The sequence below is a fragment of the Paenibacillus sp. FSL R5-0378 genome (genome assembly GCF_038009285.1).
Lineage (GTDB): Bacteria > Bacillota > Bacilli > Paenibacillales > Paenibacillaceae > Paenibacillus_AQ > Paenibacillus_AQ favisporus.
The window spans coordinates 2,479,174-2,501,985 of record NZ_JBBPAY010000001.1 but is presented as its reverse complement, the minus strand read 5'-3'; the positions used below and the strand labels follow the sequence as shown (position 1 = coordinate 2,501,985).

Genomic DNA, 22,812 nt, shown 5'->3' with positions numbered 1-22,812 from the left:
AAGGGGGTAAGCAAAGAAAGTCATCCCATTTTGAAAGGACGGCGGTAATGATGAAAATCAACCATTTGAATTTAACGGTGACCGATGTGGCGGCGTCACGGGCCTTTCTGGAAACTTATTTCGGACTGGAGTGCCGGGCGGCCCGCGGCGACAACTTCGCGGTGCTCTTCGATGATGACGGGTTTGTGCTGACGCTGATGAAGGGCCGTGAGGTGCAGTACCCCAAAACGTTCCACGTCGGCTTTCCCCAGCAGACCGAGGAGCAGGTCGACCGGATCAACCAAAGGCTGCTGGAGGACGGATACGATGTCAAGCCTCCGCAGCATGCGCACGGGTATACGTTCTACGTCGAGGCACCGGGCGGGTTTACGGTCGAGGTCCTCTGCTAAAGCCTGCCTCTGTCCCGATCTATACTGCCAGCCGGCAGGCTGATGCTCTGTCATCGACGGCCCTTTCCTTACTCTGCCAAGGGAAGGGCTGTTTCCTTTTCCTTTGCCCGCTGCTTATTTAGCACCTTCGCCGCTCCGGGTTTCGCAGCCAGCTGCTGAACCCCCGCCATGGCCAGCGTGACGGCCAGCAGCACCGGGATGAGCAGCGTATAGCTGCCGGCAGCGTCGTGGATCACGCCAAGCAGCATCGGCCCCATCGCGCCAATCACGTATCCCACCGATTGGGTCATGGCCGACCAGGCCGTCGCCTGCTGAGCATCGCTTACCGCTTCGATCGGCATCATCAGATTGACCGGGAACAGCACGCCGGGGCCGATGCCGATCAGAATCGCCGCCAGCCACGGCGTCACAGACATCCAGAGCATCAGGAAGCCGGCGGCCATCGACAGTGCGCCCAGCGCCAGCCAGAAGCGTCGGGAAGGCAGACGCCGGAGCAAGTGCGGAAACAGGAGGCCGACGGGGATCTGTGTCAGGGAGAACAGGACAAGCATGTTCGCCGCATAGTCTTTGCCGTATCCCATATGTTCCACGACCGGCGGCAGCCAAGCCGTGACCGAAAAGAACAGAACAGCGAGCAGGCCAAAGGACAGCGTGAGAGCCCATGCTTTGGCGCTGTTCCAGGGAAGTCCGGCCGCCCTTGCCGAGCGCTCCGCACGGGCAGGCCGACGGGTATGACGGAGAACCGACCACCACCATACCGGCAGGGCGACGGCAGCCAGGATAGCCCAAACCGCCAGCGATTCCTGCCACGAATGGGCCCGGACCGATAAAGGCAGGGACAATCCCGATGCGAGCGCGGCTCCGACCGCCATGGATACGGTATAGAGCGAAATCATGACGGGTACCTTGGCGGGAAAATGCTGCTTAATAAACCCGGACAGCAGCGGACCTGCCGCAGCGATCCCGAGCCCGGACAGAACGGTGGTTAGCAGCAGGTATGCTGACGACCCGGTGAACCATCTCAGCACCGTACCGGCGCCGATGACCGCAATCGACCAGCCGATGACGCGCTCCAGCCCGGCACGCTGGCCCAGTTTGACCGCAAAGGCTGGAAATATCCCCATGCACAGCACCGGAATGGACGTAAGCAGACTTGCCGACAACGAGCTCATGCCCAAATCCCGCTGGATGGCTTGCAGCATGGGCGAGATGGAATTCATCGCGGGCCGCAAATTTAAAGAGGCCAAAATGAAGGCGACAGCCATCATAAACAGTGAAGGTTTTCTCATTATTTCTCTCTCCCTCAGATCGATTTGATCACATCTTAATGGGAGAGCAATCATTTATCAATTATATTGAAATTATAATAATAATTTGTTATACAAATGATAAAACCGTGTTTTCACACATTCTAGAATTTACTTCTACTTCGGTGCGCCGCGTTCTATTGTTCATGAACAGGAGGAATTAACATGGAACTGAGACAACTGGAGTATTTCGTGGCCGTTTGCGAGGAGCTGCATTTTACGAGGGCCGCAGATAAGCTCGGCATCTCCCAGCCGAATTTAAGCCTGCAGATTAAGGCATTGGAGGAGGAGGTCGGTATGCCTCTGTTTGACCGGATCGGCAAACGGATCGCGGTGACCGATGCGGGCTCGGTCCTGCTTAAGCAGGCAAGGGGAATTTTTCAAAATTTGCAAAACGCCAAGCTGGAGATCGGCGAACTTCGCCATCACCAGGGCGGTACGCTCGGCGTCGGCGTGCTGCCTTCCGAGCTCGATTTCCGCCTGACCCCGATGTTCATCGATTTCCGCAACCGGTATCCGAACGTCCGGCTCAAGATCGTCTCGGCCGTCGATGTAGCGGACCTCGTCCTTAGTACGGAAATCGATATCGGCATCTCGCTCAAGCCGCTTTACGACAACCGGCTGGTGGTCCGGTCCCTGCCCCGGGAGGAGTACGGCGTGGTGGTATCTGCCGAACACGAGCTGGCCGGCAGGAAGTCGGTCTCCCTGACTGAACTGAACGGCCTGCCGATCATTATGTATCCCAAGGGGTTCTGGGGAAGGGAGCTCGTCGAGCAATACTGCCGGAAGCACGGGTTTAACCTGGACATCGTCGTGGAAACGACGTCCAACCCTTCGCTCTTCCGCTTTGTCAGGGAAAACATGGGGGTTACCGTTCAGACGCCTACGCTCGTCGAAGCCATCGGCGATCCGAAGCTGCGGTTCCTCCCCATCCATGATGATCCGCCCTACAGGGAAATGAGCATCATTTACCGGGCGGATAAATATTTGGGCCATGCTGCGCAGGCTTTTATTCATCTTGCCGAGGAGCGCCTCAAATCATAGTGCGAGCTCGAGGCGCGCAGCATGGCCGGCAATCGGCCCCATTTTGACCCTTGGGAAGTTATATGTATCTTTCCTGGATCACGTTATAATGATGGATTTCATGTCCGGTCAGAATATACGCCCAAGCGGCGGCGGTGGATTCATAACCGTTCACGATACCTCTGCGGGTCCAGGCCTCGTCCGGAATGCTCCGCAGCAGCGTCAGCGTGGAGCGGCGAACGGCGGCAAAATCCTCGAGAAGCTCGGCGATGGAGAAACGGTCGAAGGCTGCGCCTTCCATCAGCACTTCCTCGTCATAGCCGGTCAAAGGCGTGGTGTCCCCCCTCGCGATGCGGAGCAGCCTGTAGCACATGATGCGCTCATTATCCGTAATATGGCCGAGCACCTCTTTCAAGCTCCATTTGCCTGGCGCATAGCGGTAATTCCCTTTTTCTTCCGTCAGTGCAGAATAAAACGCGGTCGTCCGGTTCAGAGACCCGTTCAGAATCTCCTCGAGGTTCCCCTCAGGTACGAGAGAGACATACTTGGCGAAACCTTCGTTGTAGTCTTCCTTCGTTGGGCGCAGAATCATCGGTATCCATCCTTTCGTTTTGTAAAATGTTCAAGCAATGGGCGTGCCGTTGCCGACAGGCACATCAGGGGCCAGCAGCACCACATCGCCCTCTTCCGGAACTCCGCCGAGAACGAGCACCTCGGATTCATATCCGGCAATCCGCCGCACGGGAAAATTAACGACGGCGGCCACCTGGCGGCCGACCAGCTGCTCGGGGGTATACCTTCTCGTAATCTGGGCCGAAGAACGCTTGACTCCAAGCTCCCCGAAATCAATGCTCAGCTTGATCGCCGGCTTGCGCGCCTCGGGAAAAGGCTCCGCCTTGACCACCGTTCCGATGCGAATGTCCAGCTTCATCAAATCTTCGATGGTTGCCACAACTTTTCCTCCTTCTTATGCCATGATGATATCTCTCCATTATATCCCTGCCTGTCAATGGCACAAGCACTTTCACCAACCTAAAAAAGGCTGCACACCGCAGCCCAGATTCCCATAACGTATTTTATCGGTATAGCCGCAAATAACAAATTAGCCATATGCCTAACTTTCAAGTGTGCCTTTTCATTGATTCCAAAAATCAATCGTTCATCCTCAAACTACGACAGTTAATGACGTATTACCATAGTATGATGAAATAAATAACTGCGAAGGAGTAGATGGACTTGAAGAGACTCGCTGGGAAAATCGCTCTCGTAACCGGAGGAAGCCGGGGAGCAGGACGTGGGATTGCCGTTGAGCTCGGGAAAGCCGGAGCAGTAGTTTATGTATCCGGAAGAAGTTTACGAGGGACGACTACACACGGTTTTCCAGGCAGTATCGATGAAACTGTGGAGGAGATTCGAAGTCATGGAGGAGAGGCGTACGCATGTCGTTGCGATCATACCCGTGATGAGGATACACAGGCTTTGATCGAGAGAATCCGACAGGAACAAGGACGGCTCCATATCCTAGTGAATAACGTCTGGGGACTGCATGACTTGGAAGTGAATTTACAATCCAAACCATTCTGGGAATATCCGCTGAACATGTGGGATGCTATGTTTCAGAATGGAGTACGCCCACAAATAGCGACAAACCATTATGCGATCCCGCTTATGCTGGAAGCTGATTCTGGATTGATCGTACATACCACATTTCAGGATCAGGATAAGTATTTAGGAACTTTCTATTACGACCTCGCCAAGAATACCATTAACCGCTCAGCGCTCGGATTAGCTCATGATCTCAAAAACACTGAAATAACCGTGGTAGCGGTCTCCCCTGGCTGGATGAGAACAGAACTGGTATTAAGGAACTTCGGTACAGATGAAGCTCATTGGAAAGAGGTTGAGGCTCTGAAACACACGGAGTCGCCGTACTACGTAGGGCGAGCGGTGTCAGCCCTAGCTGGGGATGATGAGGTGAAACTGAAAAACGGACGGGTACTACAGGTTGGTGATCTTGCCCAGGAATACGGGTTCACCGATATTGATGGACGGTTCATCCCTCCCTTTTTAATATAATCAGTCTCATTGAAAAAACGAATACTCGCTAGAGCTCAGTTAACCGCCTTCTTATCGGGCGGTTAACTGATTAGCTAATATAGCGAGTAGATCGTTTGGTTAGGGCCAGTGCGATTCAAGATGCGATTTTCTTTCCAGGAGGCAAATCCCATGACCACGGACTATCCTCCATAGGCTTCCCGGGTCCGGTAAATATGCTGGTCCATCAAAAAGTTCAGCAGCATGCGGTTGAATGCATGGGGCTGGCACAAATGGGTCGGGTACATCGCATCCTCGATCGTCGCCAGCTGCACATGCCGGAACAGGGTGGCCGCCCGCTGCATTTGCTTGACGAACCACTCGCTTTGGCTGCCTGCGACGCACAGTACAGGCATCGGCAGCCGCGCCAAATTGGCGGGCATCTCCATACGCAGCAGCTCCATGCGCTGCTTGATTGACTCTGTCGGCCGCTTGTGGTACAGCTCCTTGCGCAGGATGCTGTAGACCGGTCTCCACCGGTTATACGTCACCCGCAGCGACCGGAGGAAAAACTCCGCAGGCAAATAATAAGACAGCCAGCTGCACGCCTCGCAAATATTCAGCAAATGGTTCTTTTTCCCGAAGCATCCCGCGAAGTAGCTGTCTACGAGCACCAGGGCGCTGACCCGGTCCGGATGAAGGGCGGCAAACGTCTGGGCGAGCACGCTTCCGCTGGAACAGCCGACAAGCGTCGCCTGCGAAATATGCAGCTTATTGAGCAGCTCGCACAGATCGCTGCATTGGGTTTCCATAATGTGCCCGACCTCCACGTCAAGCTTCCCCGAATTGCCGTAACCCCGGAGGTCCAGCACGATTACCTTCGCCCGCTTGCTGAAATATTCGACCTGGGGCTCAAACATATGATGGGACGACAAATGCCCGTGAATGAACACGATGGGCGTGCCGCTGCCGTGAATTTCGTAATATAACGTGGTTCCGTTTACTTGTATCTGAGGCACTTCATGTTCTCCTCTCTCCCAAATAACCTGTTTTCTCTGTTTGTGCAAAATCGCGGGCGCCGCCCGCTTGGGAATCGATGCTTCTCCTTGTTTAAACAACAAAAAAGAAGCAACGGAAAGAGGACACTCTTCCATGCTTCCAACTCCAAGGCCGAATAAGCCTTGCCATCTGCATGAATAACAGCTGCCTCTCTTAACACGCTTGCGTGGTTAGCTGACGGATTCGGGCCCAAGAGTAGCCCTACTCATCACTTTCGAGATTCACCCCATATGGCCGCAGCGGATGCTGCAGACACGACCGGTTCCCCCGCTTTCCGCCCTCCGGCGGAAATTCAGCGAATAGACATATTTCATGTACACGCTTCATCCTTCAAAATGAGCGCACAGAAAAACACAGAGCAGATACCCTGTGTTGATGCGTCAAATCACAGTTTCCTCCGCTCTCAACTACGCTTACGAGGTTAGCTGACGGATTCGGGCCGTGAGAGTAGCCCTACGGAAACAGGCATTATCCTGCCTCCGATTCACCCCTGCAAGCCGCAAGCCCCAGCATAAAGCTCCGTGGGGCGAGGACTGCGATTGGTTCCCCCGCTTTTCATCGGAAAATTCAGCGTTTATCAAGTCGCAAATCTTACTCTATTGGATGATGAAATGAATATACGCCTGGGACGGCGAACTGTAAAGCAGGGAAACGATACGATTCCCTGCTTTATTTGGGGATCTGATGGGAAAACGGGTCCTAATCCGTAGGAATCATTGTTTTACGGCCTTTCCTACCGCTTTCCTTAGCTTTGCTGGATAACTGAAGGCGGGAAGCCATTCAAATGGCTGAACCCGCCCATTGGATAGGAATATAATGCCGATATAGGGCTGAAGCCGCTAGGCTGAAAAAAAGCGGCTTTTTGCCGGAATTTTGGACTTTGCGCTGGAAAGATGCTGGTTTTGATCCGAAAAATCCGCCTCGTCTTCTTGCCAAAGATATCCCTTGGACGTATGATGCGGATAGTTTACCAATCGGACACATGTATGGAACCCTACTGGCCGTGACGATCCGGAACAAGACGGCAGGGAGTATCCATGAAATCACAGTCAAGGAGGATGTCACGATGAACCGGGCTTTGATTCCCACCATCGAACTGTTTGAAATCGTTCTTCCAAGATACCAGCACCACAGCCTGGGCTGGCTGGAAAACTGCCGGATCGGCATTTTAAAGCTGCCTTACTCCGGCGAGGAAGGGCTTGCCGAGGGCCTGCTGTGCTCAGGCAAGCAAGCCTTCGATCTGGTACGGTGGGGCTGCCGCCTGCGCTATATTTGCGGCCTGACGCTGGAAGAGGCCATCACCGCGACGGCCATGAACATTCTGAAGCAGCCGGGCCACAATCAGTACCCGCTCGCGCTGATGGCGCTGCTTGATGTCAGGTCACGCCTGGAGCAGCATACCGCGCGCACAACAGCCGAACAGATGGGAAGATCCCTTGATGTCGGCCTTCTCAAGCTGAACCGTACGGCTTACGCCGAAGGAGCCGCAGCATCGCTGCGCATCCGGGGAGGAACGTCGCTTGCGATCTCCGGCCTGACGGCTGACCTTGATACGGAAATCCAGGCGAAAGCTCCCGTCAACCGCCTCCCGCTGCTCGGCCCGGAGTTCCCGACGGATACCCGCGCCTTGATCCGCCGCTCCTCGGCATATCTGTCCCTGTTCGGCGCTGGCACAAAGAACCGCCACCCCGGATAATCCCCGAGTGGCGGTTCTTTTGTGCTGCCTGCGCGGGCGGCTATAGCGCCTGCTCCTCGCTGCGAAGCTGCACCAGCGCTTTTCGCTGCCAGGCCTTGCTCCTCCAGCGGACCCAGAGCAGGATGCCCCGCAGCCATTCGTCGGCGATAAAAGCCGCCCAGATGCCGTACAGGCCGTATCCCCAATAAATGCCGAGCAGGTACGTCAGCGGCACACTGAAGAGCCAGGTCACCGTGATGGACACGATCATGGCGGACCGGGCGTCGCCGGCGGCCTGCAGCGACCGTTCCAGGATGACGTTGAAGTTGCGCCCCGGCTCCAGCAGAAAGCTCAGCAGCAGCAAGGCCGCTCCCATCGCGATAATGTCCGGGTCGGTCGTGAACAGCTTCATCAGCGGGTGCCGGAACAGCGTCAGCACGGCGACGGCCGCCAGCGTAATCAGCTCGCTGCGGATCAGATTCCGGATCACCTGCTTGTAGGCCTCTTCCCTCTGGCCCGCGCCGACCAGCTGCCCGACGATGATCTGCCCGCCCCGGCCCAGCGAGACGGCCAGAATCATGACGAAGAACATGATGTTCTGCGTGTAAATTTTCGTTGCCAGCACGCTGGCCCCAAGCGACGAAATAAAGGCCGTGGTCACAAACTGGTTGGCGGAGTACGACAAGGACACGGCCGAGGACGGCACGCCGACGCGAAGCACCTTCCCGATATGCTCACGGCTCCACACGAACAGGTCGTTCCAGCGGATGTAGACGCCCGCCGCCTTGCGTAGCAGCACCAGATTGACGGCCAGACCGACGCACTGGGCAAAGGCGGTGGATATCGCCACCCCGACGACGCCCAGCTTCGGAAAGCCTCCGGGGCCGTAAATAAACAGGTAATTCCCGAAAATATTCAGTACGTTCATGCCGATCGTGACGACCATCGTCTGCCGGGTTAATCCGTGAGACTGGATCATGGCCGTGACGGCGGTCAGCAGCGCCTGAATGACCAGGGCCCCCCCGGCGATGAGCAAATACTTCTCCGCCTGCCCGAACAGGGAAGGATCGAGGTCGAAAATCCGCAGCAGCGGCCCGCTGAGCATCATGACGATGACGCTCACGACCAGGCCGAACAGGAAGTTCAGCGCCAGCGAGGACCCGGCAAGCCGGCCGATTTCATGCTGCCTGCGGGCACCCAAATACTGCGAGATGACCACCGCGGAGCCGAGCGCCACGAAATTGAACATCAGCACCGCAAACATGATGATCTGGTTCGCGACACCGACCGCCGCAACCGCGCCGTCGGACACCTTGCTCAGCATGAACGTGTCCGATGTCCTGAGAAACATTTGAAGGGCCGATTCCACAAAAATCGGCCACGTAATCGCAAGCAGCGACAGCTTGCTAACGGGGTTGTCTCCCGCGATGGATCTGGACATTACAGGCTGTAAGCCTCCCGGATCTTGGCGATGCCAAGCTTCGCGGTCTCCAGGGCGGTCAACCCGCCGTAGCTGTCCATAAACAGCTCCAGCGACAGGTAGCCCTCATATCCCGCATCCGCCAGCGTTCTGGCGAGCGCTCCGGACGGAGCGATGCCGTCTCCCGGAAATACCCGGTGGGCATCCTGGATCTCGGAGCGGGACGGCGCCGCCGGATAATCGTTCACATGGACGATGCCGATCTGGTTCCCAGCCAAGCCTTCAAGGTCCCGAAGCTCGCTGCCGCCGGTGTACATGTGGAACGGATCGATAAGAATTTTGGCGTCCGCCACCCCGCTGGCTTGAGCTACGTAAATCGCATCCTTTAGGCAGTTCAGCCGGGCCGCTTTTCCCCAGAATTCAAGATAGGGCTCTATGCCGATCCGGCGGGCCGACTCGGCCAGCTTGGCAAAGGAAGCGGCAAATTCGTCCAGCGTGACGTGGTCAACCTGTCCGAAGGGGGGCGCCGCCGCCGCGAGACAGCCCAGCTCCGCCAGCATCTCCATTTCCTTCTCCGCTTGTTCGAAACCGCGCTGTCTCGCTTCAGGATCACGGTCGGCCCAAGCCCAGAAGGCGATGGCGTTCGCCACCTTCAGTCCATGATCTTCGATATACCGTCTAAGCTCCTGCAGCTCGCCGCCCTCTGCAAGGTAAGCTTCAATGTCCCGTACCCACAGCTCGATGCCCTCATAGCCTGCTTCCGCCGCCACGCGGACCTGCTCTTTGACGCCGAGTCCGTAAGGCAGGAGTGTAGATGTATTCAATGACAATTTAAAAGGAAACAAGCTTGATCTCCTTCTTTCCGTAAGTAGTTAAGGGGTAAATGGCACCCTTCTCTGCTCAGCATGGCTCTGCATGCCCAGCTCGATGACACGGATCGCCATCCGGGCCTGCTCGGGCTTTACGTTAAGCTCTGACACCCCATGGATAGCCTCAGCCACGTTGCGGTAATAGGCGTCGTAACATCCCGGAATCGTCTTCAGACGCCCCGTAAACTGCAGGCCGTCCCGGCTGGCCACGAGGCTTCCCCACATCTCCTGCGGCTCTTCGCCCCATCCGGGCGATCCCGGCAGCCTGCCGGCCTTCAGCAGATTTTCCTGAGGATCTTCTCCATACTTGACAAACGAACCCTCCGTCCCGTACAACCGGTATCTCGGAGCCGGATCCCGGGCCAGCAGGGTCGATTTTACCGACACCTTCAGCCCATCCGGATACCCCAGCGATACGTCAAAATAGTCCGGGGCCAGCGTCCGCTCCCGCTGCGTCCGCACCTCCGCCTGCACGCTGTCCGGAAGCCCGAACAGCGTCAGCGCCTGGTCGATCAGGTGGACGCCCAGGTCATAGAACGTCCCGGACCCTTCGGCCCCCGCATCCCGCCAGCGGCTCGGATCAGCATTCGGGCTGAACCGGTCCCAGCGGAATTCCGCTTCGGTAATCCGGCCGACCAGACCGCGGCGGACAACCTCCTGCAGCGTAAGGTAATCGCCGTCCCACCGGCGGTTATGGAATACGCTGAGCACCAGCCCTTTACTTTGGGCCAGCGCGATCAGTTCGTCCGCTTCCTCCGTCGTCGCCGTGAACGGCTTCTCCACGACGACATGCTTGCCGGCCAGCAGGGCGTCCTTGACAAACGAGTAGTGCGCCGTGCTCGGCGTCGTAATGACGATCAAGTCGATGCCCGGATCCTCATAGGCTTCCCGGACGTCCTGTACAGCCCGGACGGGTAAGCCTGCAAGCACGAATGGCCGCTGCGCTGGACGATCATCGCCAGCTCCAGCTCCGGTACGGCCGTGATGACCGGGCAGTGAAACGTCCTGGCGGCGAATCCGTAACCGACCACCGCTGTCCTCACCTTCTCCTTCATTCGCATCACTCTCCTCTATAGCCAGGCGAATGTTTAACCTTCGCCAGCCCCGATGTTATACAGAATCCGGTTGACCGGATACAGCGATTCCGACTCCTTGACCGGAACCAAATCCCGGTACATCGGATTGTAATACTTTTTGCGGTACTGGCTGGCGGTGAGTCCCTTCACGGCTTTGAACACCCTGCTGAAGTAATTTTCATCCGAGAATCCGACCGCAAAGGCGACCTCCTTGATGCTGTGCTCCTCGTACAGCAGGAGCTGGCAGGCGCGCTCGATCCGCCGTTGAATGATCGCATCGCGCGGCGTGCGGCCCATATACTGCACAAAAGACCTGGAGAAATGCTCATGCGACCAGCCGATCCGCCTCGCCAGCATTTCCACCGAAATGGCCTCCCCCAAATGCTTGTCGATATAATCGAGCGCCTTGACGATTTGGGGAGGAATCCGGTTGGCCGGCGTCGTCAGCGGCTCGTCGTAGAGGTGGCCGCTGATTTCCGTCAGCAGCGACCATAGAAGCGAGCTCCCGCGGCTCTGCATCCGGTCCGTGTGGGCATGGGCAATATGCATGATTTGCTTCATCATACCGACCGGAAGCTCCTCGTCCAGCGGAATACAGCTCGGCCCGCCGGGCGCAAGGAGCGGAAGCGCCGCCTCCGTCCCGCCATTTTCCGGAAATCCGAAATGAATGAACAGATGGCGCGCCGGCTGCTGCGGATCGTATTCATAGGCGTGGTATTCGCCCGGCCTGGTCACGATAAAGCTCGGTTCCTGCAGGACGTATGCTTCTCCCTCCACCCTGTAGATGCTGCGCGTCCCATCCGGAAAATACAGCAGCTCGTAATCGTGAATCCGCCGCGGGCCGAGGGAGGTGCCGGGCTTCTTGACGATGTCCCCGACGATATGGATCCTCGGGAGGTGCACAAAATGTGAGGCCGCCCGGCTGGATTGGCTTTCCGTTATATTCATGGCAGTTCCCTTCCTCATCCCCACGAAGTGGAGTCTTAGCTTCGGTTCCTTTTCAGGCCCATTCGATGTTCGTTCGTAAGAAAACAAATGATTAAATCAGTCCGAGCCCCTGCAAATTGCGGTAGCTGATCGCCAGGCTCTCCAGCGGATCTCGCCGGCTCTGATCCTGTTCGACGACGAGCCAGCCGGCTCCTACCTCCCGCGCCGTTTGAGCGATGGCCTTGAAATCGAGAATCCCCTCCCCGATTTCGGCGAAAAACTGCTCCTCGCCGGCTTCCACGTCTTTGATATGGAGCAGCGGGCACCGGTTCTGAAGCTTGGCGAGGTACGACACCGGATCTTCACCGCCCCGCTTGACCCAATACGTATCCAGCTCCATCTGAACCAAGGAAGGATCGGTTTCGCGGAGCAAAATATCGAGCGCGTATTCGCCGTCGAATTTGGCGAATTCCCAGTCGTGGTTATGGTACAGCAGCTGAACCCCGCGCCGGCGGAACTTCTCGCCCGCTTCGTTCAGCTTGGCGGCCTTGGCCAGCACCTCGTCCCGGGACGCAAAACGCAGCGACAGCGCCACGAATTTACCGCCGTCCACCTCCTCGAGATAATCCGCGATGTCGTCCGGGTTGAAATCAAACGTATCGAATCCGGCGTGGGTTCCGATGACCTTGAGGCCAATCCGGTCCAGCAGCGCCTTCTGCTCTGCCACAGTGATGCCTTCCGGCGGGCGTCCGAGCTCGATGCCCTGATAGCCGATGGCGGCGATTTTCTCCAGCGTGCCTATGTAATCCTTACTTAATTGTTCGCGAACCGTATATGGCTGTACGGCGACGGGAAATTGGGTCATGATCTATGCATCCTCTCTTGGTTTGAAATGAGATAGATATTCCGTGCGGTGATTGTTACAGATCCAGCATGTTGTATTTCAGGCCGAGCGGCAGCGGAGCCGGACGTTCCACCGTGGATTCCAGGTGAATGTGGCGTTCCTGCTGAGACGCTTCGAAGATGCCGAGCGAGATGTCCAGCACATGGCGCGCCAGTTCGCCGCTTGCCCGGTTCGGACGTCCCGACTGGATCGCATAAGCCATGTCGGCTACGCCCATGCCGCGTCCTTCCTCGGCATACGGATGGGAATGCGGGATCTCTTTCGTCTGCCCGTTCGGGAACTGGATGGATACGGCGCCTCCGAAGAAGTTCGGATCCGGAACGTACAGGATGCCTTCCGTGCCGTACACTTCCAGCCGCGGCGAATAGCCGAACGCCTCTTTGGCCGCCTGAAGGGTTGCCACCGCGCCGCTGTGGAAGTCCAGCACCGCCGATACGTTCGTCGGCGCTTCCACCGGCACCGTCTGGCCGAATGCCGGCGATTTCGGATTGGCCACGACGACCTCCTGCTGCAGCTGGCGGGCGGATCCCGTTACCCTCTGTACAGGTCCGAGCAGCGCGATCAGCGCCGTCAAATAGTAAGGCCCCATATCCATGATCGGATCGCCGCCCAGCTTCAGGAAGTTGCGGAAGTTCGGATGCATGCCGCCCGCGGCGTTCCCCATGATAATCGTAGCGCTTGCACCGTAAGGCGTGCCGATCCATCCGTCATTGATCAGCTTGACGCAGGTCTGAATGCCGGCGCCGAGGAAGGTGTCCGGCGCGCAGCCGACAAGCAGGTTTTTGGACTCGGCCAGAGCCAGAACCTCATCGGCATCCTCGCGGTTGAGGGCAAACGGTTTCTCCGTATACACATGCTTCCCGGCCTCAAGTGCCCGCAGGTTCAGCGGGGCATGCGCGGCGGGGGCGGTCAAATTGAGAACGATTTCAATTTCCGGATCGGCCAGCAGCTCCTCCACGGTGTACACGTTCGGAACGCCGAACTCGTCCGCTTTTTTCTGCGCGAGCTCCGGAACCATATCCGCTACGGCTTTGACCTCGACGATATGGTCGAGCATGCCGGTCAAATTTTTCAGATATACGGTGCTGATCATGCCGGTACCGATGACGCCAACCTTGACTTTACGCACGAATACATCAACCTCTCTTCGTTTGGTAGTGATCTTGTGCCCTCATTATCACGCATCGCCCGGTCGAACTCAATGGACTGCAACGCAAATAAACTGGATTTATTTGATATTATCCATCCCTGTCCGCAGCCAGCCGGTTTGTGTTCAGGAGTAAAAAACCTCCCGGCACCCGGGGCATACCCGAAGAGCAAAGAGGCATTCTAAAGCGGTTTTATGATCAATCCCTTGGGGCGTTACTCCACCCTCGGCTTTGCCGGGTCGCAATCAGGACGCGGCACCTCACCGAATTGGGACAGCTTCTGCAAATAATAGCATTCTTCCCGGAACATATGGTCCGGCACCAGCCTGTTCAGCCTGCTCAGCAGCTCGGCGCTGATGTCCAGCTCCTCGATCTCCAGCAGAAAGTTCATAAACGCCGACATTTCCAGATCTACGTCGCTGTGGAACTTTTTCACCGCCGGATAGGTCGTCCGCAGCGTACGCAAGTATCCGACAAGCTCAAGCGCCTTCAAATAAAATTCGTTGAAATGCTGCTCAAATTCCTTGCTCCTCTGGATCAGCCTCCGCTCCACCCCGTCGAGATCCGAAGCGATTGATGCCGAGTGAAAAGCCGCGTCAGGCAGCCACAGCAGATCGTGATGCAGCGGGTGATAGCGGGGAACCGGGTTTCCCTTTAACAGCTCAGCGAGAATGCGCTCATATTCCTCCAGCTCGTTCACCATATGATTGATAAACGTTGGCGACAACCCGATGACCACCTTGCGCTGCAGCACCCGGTCGAGAAGATCCAGCTTAAACGCCCGCAGTTCATGTACCGCCTGATTCGCCTGTTCGTTCAGCTCCTTCAGCGGCTGTCCCTCAGGAAACGAGCGCGCCTGTCCCAGCAGCCGGTCGAACCATTGGACGAACGAAGCCGCCGTCTGTACGTCCTTGACTTCCTTCGACGCCAGAGCATTGTAGATAAAACGGGCATGATCCCCCAAAATCTGCAGCCAAAACCTGTGCTCAAAGAGCGCCTCTTCATTCATTGCAGGCGTATCCCTCCCATCGATAACCATCCGTCACTGGACAATATATGAGATGGAGCACCCAACTTATGCGTTACAAAAAACCACCCCCGCCGCATAAAGCGGCAAGCGTGGCTGGAAATCATACCTCGAGACTACGTCCCGGCGTTTCACCCTAATTTTTCAAAATTACGGATCAATCGGAGATCGCCTGATGCAGCGCTTCGATATACTCCAGCGCCAGCTTGGACAGCGCCGCATTCTGATGGCAGATCCAGCCGACATTGATCGTCTCGTCGCAGTCGAGCGGCACAGGAATAATCTCGTTCCCGTTCAGGTCGGCGCTGAGAACACCGGTTGAGATCGTATAACCGTTCAGTCCGATCAGCAGGTTGAACAGCGTGGCACGGTCGTTGACCCGGATGCTTTTCGGATGCGTCAGTGTGCTCAAAATTTCCTCGGAGAAGTGAAAGGAGTTGTACTCCCCCTGCTCAAACGACAGGTAGGGATAATCCTGCAGCTGGTCGATCGTCACGATGGACTGCTTGGCGAGCGGGTTATGGATGCTGATAAAAATATGAGGCCGGGCCGTAAACAGGCTCGTGAATTTCAAATTGGCGTCTTTCAGCAGCCGGTTGATGACCTTGCTGTTGAATTCATTGAGGTACAGAATGCCGATTTCGCTCCGCTGGCTTTTGACATCCTGGATGATTTCATGGGTCTTCGTTTCCCTCAGCGCCAGTTCGTATTCGTCCTGCCCATACTCGTTGACCAAATGCACGAACGCATTGACGGCAAACGCATAGTGCTGGGTCGATACGGAAAAATGCTGCGGCGACGGCTTGGCGTTCATATAGCGGCTCTCCAGCAGCTCCGCCTGCTCGGTCACCTGCCGGGCATAGCCGAGAAATTCGGCGCCTTCCTTGGACAGGGTAATCCCTTTGTTCGTCCGTTCAAAAATCGTAATGTTCAGCTCTTCCTCCAGATCCTTGATCGCATTCGACAGGCTTGGCTGCGAAATAAACAGCCGTTTGGCCGCTTCATTCATGGACCCGCGGTTGGCGACTTCGATGACGTATTTTAACTGTTGTAAGGTCAATGCTACAGCCCTCTCTTTGAAACAACGATATGATCTTCATTTATTTCAAAGTATACCCGGGCACCGGTCCCCTCCACAACTGTTCGGGCATAAATTCCCCATTACTGCCGCCGTGTGCTTCGCAGTGCGGTGTACAGCGACAGCAGGATAAGCACGAGGGCCATCACCGGATGCATGGCGCCCAGCGCAGGCACATGCGCCGTCATGTACTGCAAGTCGATCAGAACAAACATGGCCAAACTGAGCCACGCGCTGCCTTTAAAGCATTTTCCCGTAATAGCAAAAATGATCATCAGAAGCGGGGCAAACCCAAAGAAATGAACAAAGTTTTCGTGGAGCCGCCAGTTCACCGGATTCTGGAACACAGCCGACCCTGCGATGTACACCTGAACCGTGATGCAGGCGACCAATATCCAGGACAGCCCCATAAAGATGCCCCGGGAAATCCGTCTGCCCCCTGAAATTTTATCTTTAGATGGATTAAGATCAATGCTTGTCATGTGGTTTTCCTCCCTTATAATCGGACGTCAACGCGGCGATCCCCGCAAACAACGCAGCCATGATCAGCGGAAGATAAGGTGTCCCGGCCGGCCGGTCATGGATCAGATAACCGAGAGCGGCAATAATGGTTGACAGAAAGATGCCGCAGGCAGCGCCGCCGACGGCAGCCAGCAGTACTTTGATCACATGGTGCTGCTTCAGCATAGACTTCCCTCCCGTTGAACTGCATTCCATTGCATAGACTGCAATGAAGCAGTAGATTGCGATGGTCTGCGGCGCACCCCGTGTTTTGCCGCCTGGAGTTTATTGTAGCAGCGACTTGTTGTGAACCTGTGAAGTTCTCTTGTTGTTGCGATGAAAATGCATCCGATTTTTCGCGGCTTTTTCCCTGGTCCATGCGGGGTTGTCCGGGGTTTTCCTTCAGGAATGTTGCGAACTTGTTGCGGTTCCTTACGGCTTTGGTGAATTGTCCCCGCATCCGCGGGAACCGGTATATAATGAGGGGGATAAAAGCCGGAAAGGCTGCAACGGCCCGAGGCTCTCGAGAAAAAGGAGAATGAACACATGACGCATACTCTGCTGCTTGTCGATGATGAAAAGGAAGTGCTGGCCTTTATGGAGCCGTTTCTCCAGCAGGAGGGATACGAGACGATCACGGCTTTATCCGGGCGGGAAGCGCTCCGGATCGCCGGCGAACGGAAGCCGTCCCTGGTCGTCCTCGACTGGATGATGCCGGGAATGAGCGGCATTGACGTGTGCCGGGAGCTGCGGAAGCTGCCGAAGCTGGGAATCATCATGCTGACCGCCAGAGTGGAGGAAACGGATAAAATCATCGGGCTGGAGGTCGGCGCCGACGATTATTTGACGAAGCCCTTCTCCCTCCGGGAGCTGGTCGCGCGAATACGCTCGGTTCTCCGGAGAATCCATGGGGACGAGACTCCGGACGACCGGATCGTGCGGGGAGATTTAACGATATCCGAGGCGCAGTGCCGGGTGTGGAAACGCGGGGAGGAAGTTCTGCTGACCCCGACCGAATTCAAAATGCTCGCCACCCTGGCTTCGCGGCCGGGCATTGTATACAGCCGCCTGCAGCTGCTGGCTGCGGTCGATGACGACCTGCTGAACGACGAGCGGACCGCGGACGCCCATATCAGCCGGATCCGCAAAAAGATCGAGGACGATCCGTCCAACCCGGTGTTTATTAACACCGTGTACGGATTCGGATACCGGTTCGGTGACCGCCGTGAACGTTAGCCGGAAACTGTTTTGGGCCATGGCCGCCTTTATCGTGGTCATGAGCCTGACGTTTATGCTGATCACAAATGCAGTCGTGCGCGGGCTGCTGGGCGAGCTGACACCGTCCTCCGACCAAGAGCAAATCAGTGCCCTGTCGCGTACGCTCACCGAATATTATGATCGGCACGGCGGTTCCTGGAACGGTGTTGAGAAGCTGGCTCCCGGCGACTTACTGGAAGAAGTTCAAGACAGCGGCCTGATCTTGTACGACGTCCACGACAGGAAGCTGGCCATCTTCGGCAGCGTGGCCGAGCCCATGATCAGGGGGCTCGGGGTAGAATACCGCATCGAGACGAATGGACGGGACGTCGGGTCTTTTCGATACTACGACCCGGAGATCAGCGTGATCTCCAAGGTGAAGCTTGGCATTTCACACGGCGTCGGCTTTCTGCTGATCGTCAGCGCCGTGGTGTTCATTGTTGATGCCCTGCTGGCTGCCTATTGGATCTCCCGCCGTCTTACTTCCCCGCTTCGCCGGCTGGTTTCTGCGATTGAGCAGATTAAGGAAGGCCGGCATGGGGTGCAGGTTCCGGTCACGACTAAAGATGAGTACGGCGAGGTCGCTTCCGCCTTCAACCGGATGTCCCTGCAGCTGGGCCGGGCCGAGGATGCGAGGCGCAATCTCGTGGCCGACGTCGCGCATGAGCTGCGAACTCCCCTCTCCATCATGAGGGGAAAGATGGATATGCTGCAGCAGCAAGGCGAAGCGATCGAACCCGAGCAGCTGCTTCCGCTGCAGGATGAACTGATCCGGCTCACCCGGCTCGTGGACGATCTGCATCAGCTCTCATTGGCCGAGGCAGGCAAGCTGTCGTTTGAGTTCAGCCGGACGGACGTCCGTGCCCTGCTGGAGCAGACGCTCGAGCGGCTTCTGCCCCGCGCACAGGATGCCGGCATTGCCATGACGCTGGTGAGCCAAGCCGGCTCCACGATGATCCCGGTCGACTCCGGCCGGATAACCCAGGTCTTTCTCAACCTGCTGACCAATGCCGTCCGGCATACGCCGCATGGCGGTTCGATCCAAGTGATCCTGTCTGAGGTCCAGGATGCACACGGACGGCCATGGCTGGAGATCGCGGTGAAGGACACCGGCACCGGCATCGCCCCCGAGCATCTCCCGAACCTCTTCGACCGCTTCTACCGGGCCGATGCTTCCCGCTCCCGGCACAGCGGCGGAATGGGGCTTGGGCTCGCCATCGCCAAGGAGTTCGTCGCGGCGCATCAAGGCACCATCGAAGCTGAGAGCTCACCAGGCGAGGGGACCACGTTCCGGGTCCGGCTGCCATACAGCCGGGAGGAGCAGGCCTGAACGCAGCTGACTGCTCTCTGTCTTGCATCAAATCGAAACACCCCCCGACATTGTCGGGGGGTGTTTGTGCTTACGGATAAAGGGATGGCATCAGCTGATCTGTCTCCAAACCCCCGCTCCGCTTTCCTATTCATACAGCCAGCTTAAATCTTTCGTGAACTGCTTCAGCCGTTCCGGCTGCAGCGAATAATAATGCCGTTTTCCCTCCCTGCATTCCTTGATATACCCCTCATCCTTAAGCTCCTTCAAATGGTAGGACAGCTTGGACGGCGATACGTCTCCCAGCTTAAGCTGCAGGTCCGCAGGGCATACGGCCGCAGGCTCAAACGTACAGACAGGAGACTGGTAATCCGGCTGCCTGCCCATTTTAATCATCGTCAAAATTTTCATCCGGATCGGATCGCTGAGTGCTTTGGCCGCTTTGGCCATCTCGGTTTCGTAATGGGATCTCATAGATCATATTATACACCCTCTGTATTGACATTTCAATTTTTGTTGAAATATAATCATTTCAAAACATTTTGAAATGAGGTGCTTTTCGCGTGTCATCACGAGACCCGTTGTCAGCAAGTCCAAGGGGCGAGGTCATTACCGCTGCCCATTCTGCCGCCACACCGGCGATGTCAAAGAAAGCCTTGGGCTGGAGCCTGGCCATCCTCGCTTTCGCCCAGCTGATCTACTCCCTTGATATTAATATCGTGTTTGTTGCGCTCCCCGAAGTGGGCCGTGCACTTGGCTTTTCGGAACAATCCCTTCAGTGGGTCGTCAGCGCCTATACGATTTTCTGCGGCGGCTTCCTCCTTCTTGGCGGACGTGCCGCAGACCAGCTCGGGCAAAAAAGGATGTTCATCTCCGCGCTGCTCCTGTTCGCGCTGGCCTCCTTGCTTGGAGGGCTGGCATGGAGTCCGCTGGTCATCATCCTGGCCAGAGCGCTGCAAGGTATCGGAGCCGCTTTTCTTTTTCCGGCGACCCTATCCCTTATCAACCGGCTGTATGAAGAAGGACCTAAGCGCAACCGGGCCCTCGCAGTCTGGGGCGGAGCGGGAGCCAGCGGATTGACCTTGGGCTCTCTCCTCGGCGGCGTGCTGACGAACGCCATTGGATGGGAAGCCGTCTTCTTCGTCAACGTATTGTTTGCCGGCGGTGCAGCTCTGGCCGCACTCGCTGCCATTCCGCGGGACTCCGTCCAATCCGGAAGGAGCAGCTTTGATCTGCCTGGGGCACTAAGCTTTACTGGCGCTGCAACTTTACTCGTGTATTGCCTCGTTCAGGGGCCTGAGGCAGGATGGGGCTCCCCCGGTATTCTGATATGCGCCCTTCTGTCCCTGTTGTTATTTCTCACTTTTGCCTGGATCGAAAACCGAACCTCCAATCCGCTGATGCCGCCGCGTCTTCTCCGGAGACGGAGCCTGGTCACGGGCATGATCATAACCTTTCTTTACATGGGTACCTTTGGAGCCATCCCCTACTTTCTCACGGTACTGTTCCAGAACGTGCATCAATTCAATGCCCTCCAAACCGGCCTTGCCTTTATCGTGCCATCGCTTTCTATTGCCCTTGGAACCCAATGGGGCGAAAAGCTTGCCACTCGCTACGGCATGCGCAGCACGATTCTGACCGGCAGCATGATCGGCATCGTTGGCACCGCCCTCATCCCGCTGGGGGCGTATGCCGACTCCGGCTATCTGCTTATCGTGCCCGGATTGATCATTTCCGGCCTAGGCCAGGGCGTCGTATGGACCGGCATGTGGATCGCCGCTTCCGCGGGTGTGGCTCCATCGGAGCAGGGCGTGGCCTCGGGTATGGCCTCGACGACGCTGAATATCGGCAACGCCATCGGCATGGCCTTCCTGATCTTCATCGCCAATTCCGGTATCGCCGGTCAAAGCGGCGGCTCGCTTCTGGTCGCGCAGGCAGCAGGCGTCCGCACGGCCATGTATCTGGCTGCCGCCGGGATGATCATCGGGGGGGTCGCAGCCTTGTTCCTTCCGCGAAAAAAATAAGGAAGTTTTTATCGATCCGCCGTGCTGCTTACACGAATAATCATCTTCCCCCTGGCTCGCCGGCTTTCGCTGAGCTCATGAGCCAGGGCGGTCTCTTTTAAAGGAAACATCCGGTCGATGACCGCTCGAAGCTGCCCTTCCTCCACTAAGCGGGATATCCGTTCCAAATCCGCTGTCGTGACCGGCAGGATCGCAACTTCGTGAACGTCAATCTGCCCGGCGGCCGCCTGATCGGTGTCATAATTCCCCCACGTGACCGGAACCAGCGATCCCCCAGGCGTGATCACCTCCAAAAGCCGGTTTCCTTCGGTTCCACCGACCGTATCGACCGCAAGCTGGACCGGATCAACGGCCTGCGTCCATGAACCGGACGAATAATCGGCAAATTGATCAGCCCCAAGCTCACGCAAAAATGCTTCATTCCTGCCGGAAGCTACGCCGATCACCTCGGCTCCCTTCAATTTGGCGAGCTGCACGGCGAAGTGGCCGACGCCGCCGGATGCACCGTTGATCAGCACCCTTTGGCCGGCCTTCAGGCCACCTTGAACAAACAGCGCGTTCCAGGCCGTACAGGCCGACTGCGGAAGGGCGGCCGCCGCTTCATGGCTGATGCTGCGGGGCTTTCGTGCAAGCTGCGCTGCAGGCAGAGCCGCATATTCCGCACACGCGCCGCTGTTCGCCGTCATGCCAAAAACCTCGTCACCGACCCGCAGAGACGTGACGCCCGCTCCGACCTCTTCGACGGTGCCTGAAATATCCCACCCGGGAATATACGGCAGCGGAAAACGGTCTCCCGCCATCCCCGAGCGGATCTGCCAATCTCCCGGATTGATCGATGCCGCATGCACGCGGACCAACACTTCGCGCTCGTTTACTAACGGAACCGGAACATCTTCATACTGCAGCACTTCCGGCCCTCCGTGCCGGTGATACCGGATCGCTTTCATGGTTTCTTTTCGCTGATAACCAGGCATGTTCACCTTACCTCCATGGATTGATTCTTTTCCTGCCACCCCCTACAATAGGGAAAACACGGGCCGGAGAAAATCGTCAATCGTCCGCGTTTGACTGTTATCCGACATCTGAGCCTCATTGTTGAATATTACATAGGTATAAAGGAGGCGGCACATGCATGGAAAACAGAGGCGTTCCGCAAGACCGGCGAAGCAGGCGCTCGGAGAATCTGCTGAAGCAGTCGTTCGCAGAGCTGATGAAAGAAAAGGGCTTTACCGCCATGACGGTTGGAAATATTGCCGAACGTGCGGATGTCAACAGGGGCACCTTTTATTCGCATTATCCGGACAAATACGCCCTGCTGGAACAATCGATCCGTGATAAGCTCCATACCCGCCTGCAGCAGCATCTGCCCCCGGATGCCGGATGGAACAGCGATCATCTTCAGATGCTGGCCGTGAACCTCCTTGAGCATTTCCGGTCCCTTCACGGTCGCTGCAGTCCGGTGGAAACGATCAATCCTGTCTTTGAACGAACGATGCAGCAGGAAATCAAATCACTGCTCACGGCCTGGCTGCAGCGGCTCAAACCGGAGGATTTCGGCTGGAACGTTCCATTGGATACCGTAGCCCTTGCGGCCAGTTGGACCCTTTACGGCGCCGCCCTCGAATGGAGCAGAGGAACAGCTGCGTGCCCACCAGAAGAAACGGCCAGTTATATTGTCCAGTTGATCCTTCGAGGAACGGCTTAGCGGTTGCCCACATTAAAAATAAATAAATACAGCAGCATTCCAAAAAATCACTGACCGAGACTGTCAGTGATTTTTGTGTA

The 22,812-nt window shown here is 56.8% G+C and carries 25 protein-coding genes and 2 riboswitches; of the genes, 8 read left to right on the top strand and 17 right to left on the bottom strand.

Translation table 11 applies throughout. The features are described from left to right. The first annotated feature begins 50 nt into the window (after positions 1-50). Positions 51-389 (top strand): VOC family protein, encoded by a 339-nt coding sequence (locus MKY74_RS11795; protein ID WP_076170755.1) that lies wholly within the window; start codon positions 51-53, stop codon positions 387-389. A 68-nt stretch (positions 390-457) separates the two neighbouring features. On the opposite strand, the gene MKY74_RS11790 is transcribed toward MKY74_RS11795, so the two are convergent. Continuing rightward, positions 458-1,678 (bottom strand): MFS transporter, encoded by a 1,221-nt coding sequence (locus MKY74_RS11790; protein WP_076170307.1) that lies wholly within the window; start codon positions 1,676-1,678, stop codon positions 458-460. A gap of 183 nt (positions 1,679-1,861) precedes the next feature. On the opposite strand from MKY74_RS11790, the gene MKY74_RS11785 reads away from it, so the two are divergent. Next, positions 1,862-2,740 (top strand): LysR family transcriptional regulator, encoded by an 879-nt coding sequence (locus MKY74_RS11785; RefSeq protein ID WP_076170308.1) that lies wholly within the window; start codon positions 1,862-1,864, stop codon positions 2,738-2,740. Positions 2,741-2,798: 58 nt separating this feature from the next. On the opposite strand, the gene MKY74_RS11780 is transcribed toward MKY74_RS11785, so the two are convergent. Further along, a complete protein-coding gene (locus tag MKY74_RS11780) occupies positions 2,799-3,311 on the bottom strand; it encodes a DinB family protein (protein ID WP_076170309.1) in 513 nt (170 codons plus the stop codon). 30 nt (positions 3,312-3,341) lie between these two features. Continuing rightward, the gene (csaA, locus tag MKY74_RS11775) at positions 3,342-3,671 is read right to left on the bottom strand and encodes a chaperone CsaA (protein ID WP_076170310.1); all 330 of its coding nucleotides are present in this window, start codon (positions 3,669-3,671) and stop codon (positions 3,342-3,344) included. A 284-nt stretch (positions 3,672-3,955) separates the two neighbouring features. On the opposite strand from csaA, the gene MKY74_RS11770 reads away from it, so the two are divergent. Next, complete coding sequence (locus MKY74_RS11770) at positions 3,956-4,795, top strand: SDR family NAD(P)-dependent oxidoreductase (protein ID WP_076170311.1); 840 nt, start codon at positions 3,956-3,958, stop codon at positions 4,793-4,795. Positions 4,796-4,956: 161 nt separating this feature from the next. On the opposite strand, the gene MKY74_RS11765 is transcribed toward MKY74_RS11770, so the two are convergent. Then, complete coding sequence (locus MKY74_RS11765; RefSeq protein ID WP_167372872.1) at positions 4,957-5,772, bottom strand: alpha/beta fold hydrolase; 816 nt, start codon at positions 5,770-5,772, stop codon at positions 4,957-4,959. A gap of 183 nt (positions 5,773-5,955) precedes the next feature. Next, a riboswitch (cyclic di-AMP (ydaO/yuaA leader) is annotated at positions 5,956-6,120 on the bottom strand. Positions 6,121-6,207: 87 nt separating this feature from the next. Beyond that, positions 6,208-6,395: riboswitch (cyclic di-AMP (ydaO/yuaA leader) on the bottom strand. A 483-nt stretch (positions 6,396-6,878) separates the two neighbouring features. Here MKY74_RS11765 and MKY74_RS11760 point away from each other — a divergent pair. Next, a complete protein-coding gene (locus MKY74_RS11760) occupies positions 6,879-7,508 on the top strand; it encodes a hypothetical protein (RefSeq protein WP_076170313.1) in 630 nt (209 codons plus the stop codon). Between the two features lie 40 nt (positions 7,509-7,548). Here MKY74_RS11760 and MKY74_RS11755 read toward each other — a convergent pair whose 3' ends face one another. The 11 genes from MKY74_RS11755 to MKY74_RS11705 all read right to left on the bottom strand — a co-directional run bounded on the left by MKY74_RS11755 (position 7,549) and on the right by MKY74_RS11705 (position 16,623). After that, the gene (locus MKY74_RS11755) at positions 7,549-8,928 is read right to left on the bottom strand and encodes an MATE family efflux transporter (protein WP_076170314.1); all 1,380 of its coding nucleotides are present in this window, start codon (positions 8,926-8,928) and stop codon (positions 7,549-7,551) included. Continuing rightward, positions 8,928-9,752, bottom strand: a complete 825-nt coding sequence (locus MKY74_RS11750) for a sugar phosphate isomerase/epimerase family protein (protein ID WP_076170315.1) — start codon at positions 9,750-9,752, stop codon at positions 8,928-8,930. Before MKY74_RS11750 ends, MKY74_RS11755 begins: the two co-directional genes overlap by 1 nt. A 27-nt stretch (positions 9,753-9,779) precedes the next feature. Next, on the bottom strand, positions 9,780-10,706 hold the full coding sequence (locus MKY74_RS11745; RefSeq protein WP_208629310.1) for a Gfo/Idh/MocA family oxidoreductase: 927 nt from the start codon (positions 10,704-10,706) through the stop codon (positions 9,780-9,782). Beyond that, on the bottom strand, positions 10,634-10,831 hold the full coding sequence (locus MKY74_RS11740) for a hypothetical protein (protein WP_208629312.1): 198 nt from the start codon (positions 10,829-10,831) through the stop codon (positions 10,634-10,636). The genes MKY74_RS11745 and MKY74_RS11740 overlap by 73 nt, the downstream gene beginning before the upstream one ends. 33 nt (positions 10,832-10,864) lie before the next feature. Continuing rightward, positions 10,865-11,800, bottom strand: a complete 936-nt coding sequence (locus tag MKY74_RS11735; RefSeq protein WP_076170316.1) for an AraC family transcriptional regulator — start codon at positions 11,798-11,800, stop codon at positions 10,865-10,867. A 91-nt stretch (positions 11,801-11,891) separates the two neighbouring features. After that, complete coding sequence (locus MKY74_RS11730; RefSeq protein WP_076170317.1) at positions 11,892-12,644, bottom strand: sugar phosphate isomerase/epimerase family protein; 753 nt, start codon at positions 12,642-12,644, stop codon at positions 11,892-11,894. Positions 12,645-12,699: 55 nt separating this feature from the next. Next, on the bottom strand, positions 12,700-13,812 hold the full coding sequence (locus MKY74_RS11725) for a Gfo/Idh/MocA family protein (RefSeq protein WP_076170318.1): 1,113 nt from the start codon (positions 13,810-13,812) through the stop codon (positions 12,700-12,702). A 233-nt stretch (positions 13,813-14,045) separates the two neighbouring features. Then, a complete protein-coding gene (locus tag MKY74_RS11720; RefSeq protein WP_076170319.1) occupies positions 14,046-14,840 on the bottom strand; it encodes a DUF2935 domain-containing protein in 795 nt (264 codons plus the stop codon). A 175-nt stretch (positions 14,841-15,015) separates the two neighbouring features. Next, positions 15,016-15,918: a LysR family transcriptional regulator gene (locus MKY74_RS11715; RefSeq protein WP_076170320.1), complete on the bottom strand. Its 903-nt coding sequence runs from the start codon at positions 15,916-15,918 to the stop codon at positions 15,016-15,018. A 101-nt stretch (positions 15,919-16,019) separates the two neighbouring features. Continuing rightward, positions 16,020-16,418, bottom strand: coding sequence for a DUF6220 domain-containing protein (locus MKY74_RS11710; RefSeq protein WP_076170321.1), 399 nt, complete (start codon positions 16,416-16,418; stop codon positions 16,020-16,022). Continuing rightward, positions 16,405-16,623: a DUF5957 family protein gene (locus MKY74_RS11705; protein WP_076170322.1), complete on the bottom strand. Its 219-nt coding sequence runs from the start codon at positions 16,621-16,623 to the stop codon at positions 16,405-16,407. Before MKY74_RS11705 ends, MKY74_RS11710 begins: the two co-directional genes overlap by 14 nt. Positions 16,624-16,983: 360 nt before the next feature. Between MKY74_RS11705 and MKY74_RS11700 the strand changes: the two genes are divergently transcribed. Together MKY74_RS11700 and MKY74_RS11695 are read left to right on the top strand one after the other, a co-directional pair. Then, positions 16,984-17,673, top strand: coding sequence for a response regulator (locus tag MKY74_RS11700; RefSeq protein WP_076170323.1), 690 nt, complete (start codon positions 16,984-16,986; stop codon positions 17,671-17,673). Then, complete coding sequence (locus MKY74_RS11695; RefSeq protein ID WP_076170757.1) at positions 17,663-19,024, top strand: sensor histidine kinase; 1,362 nt, start codon at positions 17,663-17,665, stop codon at positions 19,022-19,024. The genes MKY74_RS11700 and MKY74_RS11695 overlap by 11 nt, the downstream gene beginning before the upstream one ends. Positions 19,025-19,150: 126 nt before the next feature. Here MKY74_RS11695 and MKY74_RS11690 read toward each other — a convergent pair whose 3' ends face one another. Further along, positions 19,151-19,477 (bottom strand): ArsR/SmtB family transcription factor, encoded by a 327-nt coding sequence (locus MKY74_RS11690; protein WP_076170324.1) that lies wholly within the window; start codon positions 19,475-19,477, stop codon positions 19,151-19,153. A gap of 89 nt (positions 19,478-19,566) precedes the next feature. Here MKY74_RS11690 and MKY74_RS11685 point away from each other — a divergent pair, with 89 nt between their 5' ends. Further along, positions 19,567-21,027, top strand: a complete 1,461-nt coding sequence (locus tag MKY74_RS11685) for an MFS transporter (protein WP_208629319.1) — start codon at positions 19,567-19,569, stop codon at positions 21,025-21,027. A gap of 8 nt (positions 21,028-21,035) precedes the next feature. Here MKY74_RS11685 and MKY74_RS11680 read toward each other — a convergent pair whose 3' ends face one another. Next, complete coding sequence (locus MKY74_RS11680) at positions 21,036-22,001, bottom strand: NADP-dependent oxidoreductase (RefSeq protein ID WP_084203891.1); 966 nt, start codon at positions 21,999-22,001, stop codon at positions 21,036-21,038. Positions 22,002-22,159: 158 nt separating this feature from the next. On the opposite strand from MKY74_RS11680, the gene MKY74_RS11675 reads away from it, so the two are divergent. Beyond that, positions 22,160-22,732: a TetR/AcrR family transcriptional regulator gene (locus MKY74_RS11675; RefSeq protein ID WP_076170325.1), complete on the top strand. Its 573-nt coding sequence runs from the start codon at positions 22,160-22,162 to the stop codon at positions 22,730-22,732. Positions 22,733-22,812 lie beyond the last annotated feature (80 nt).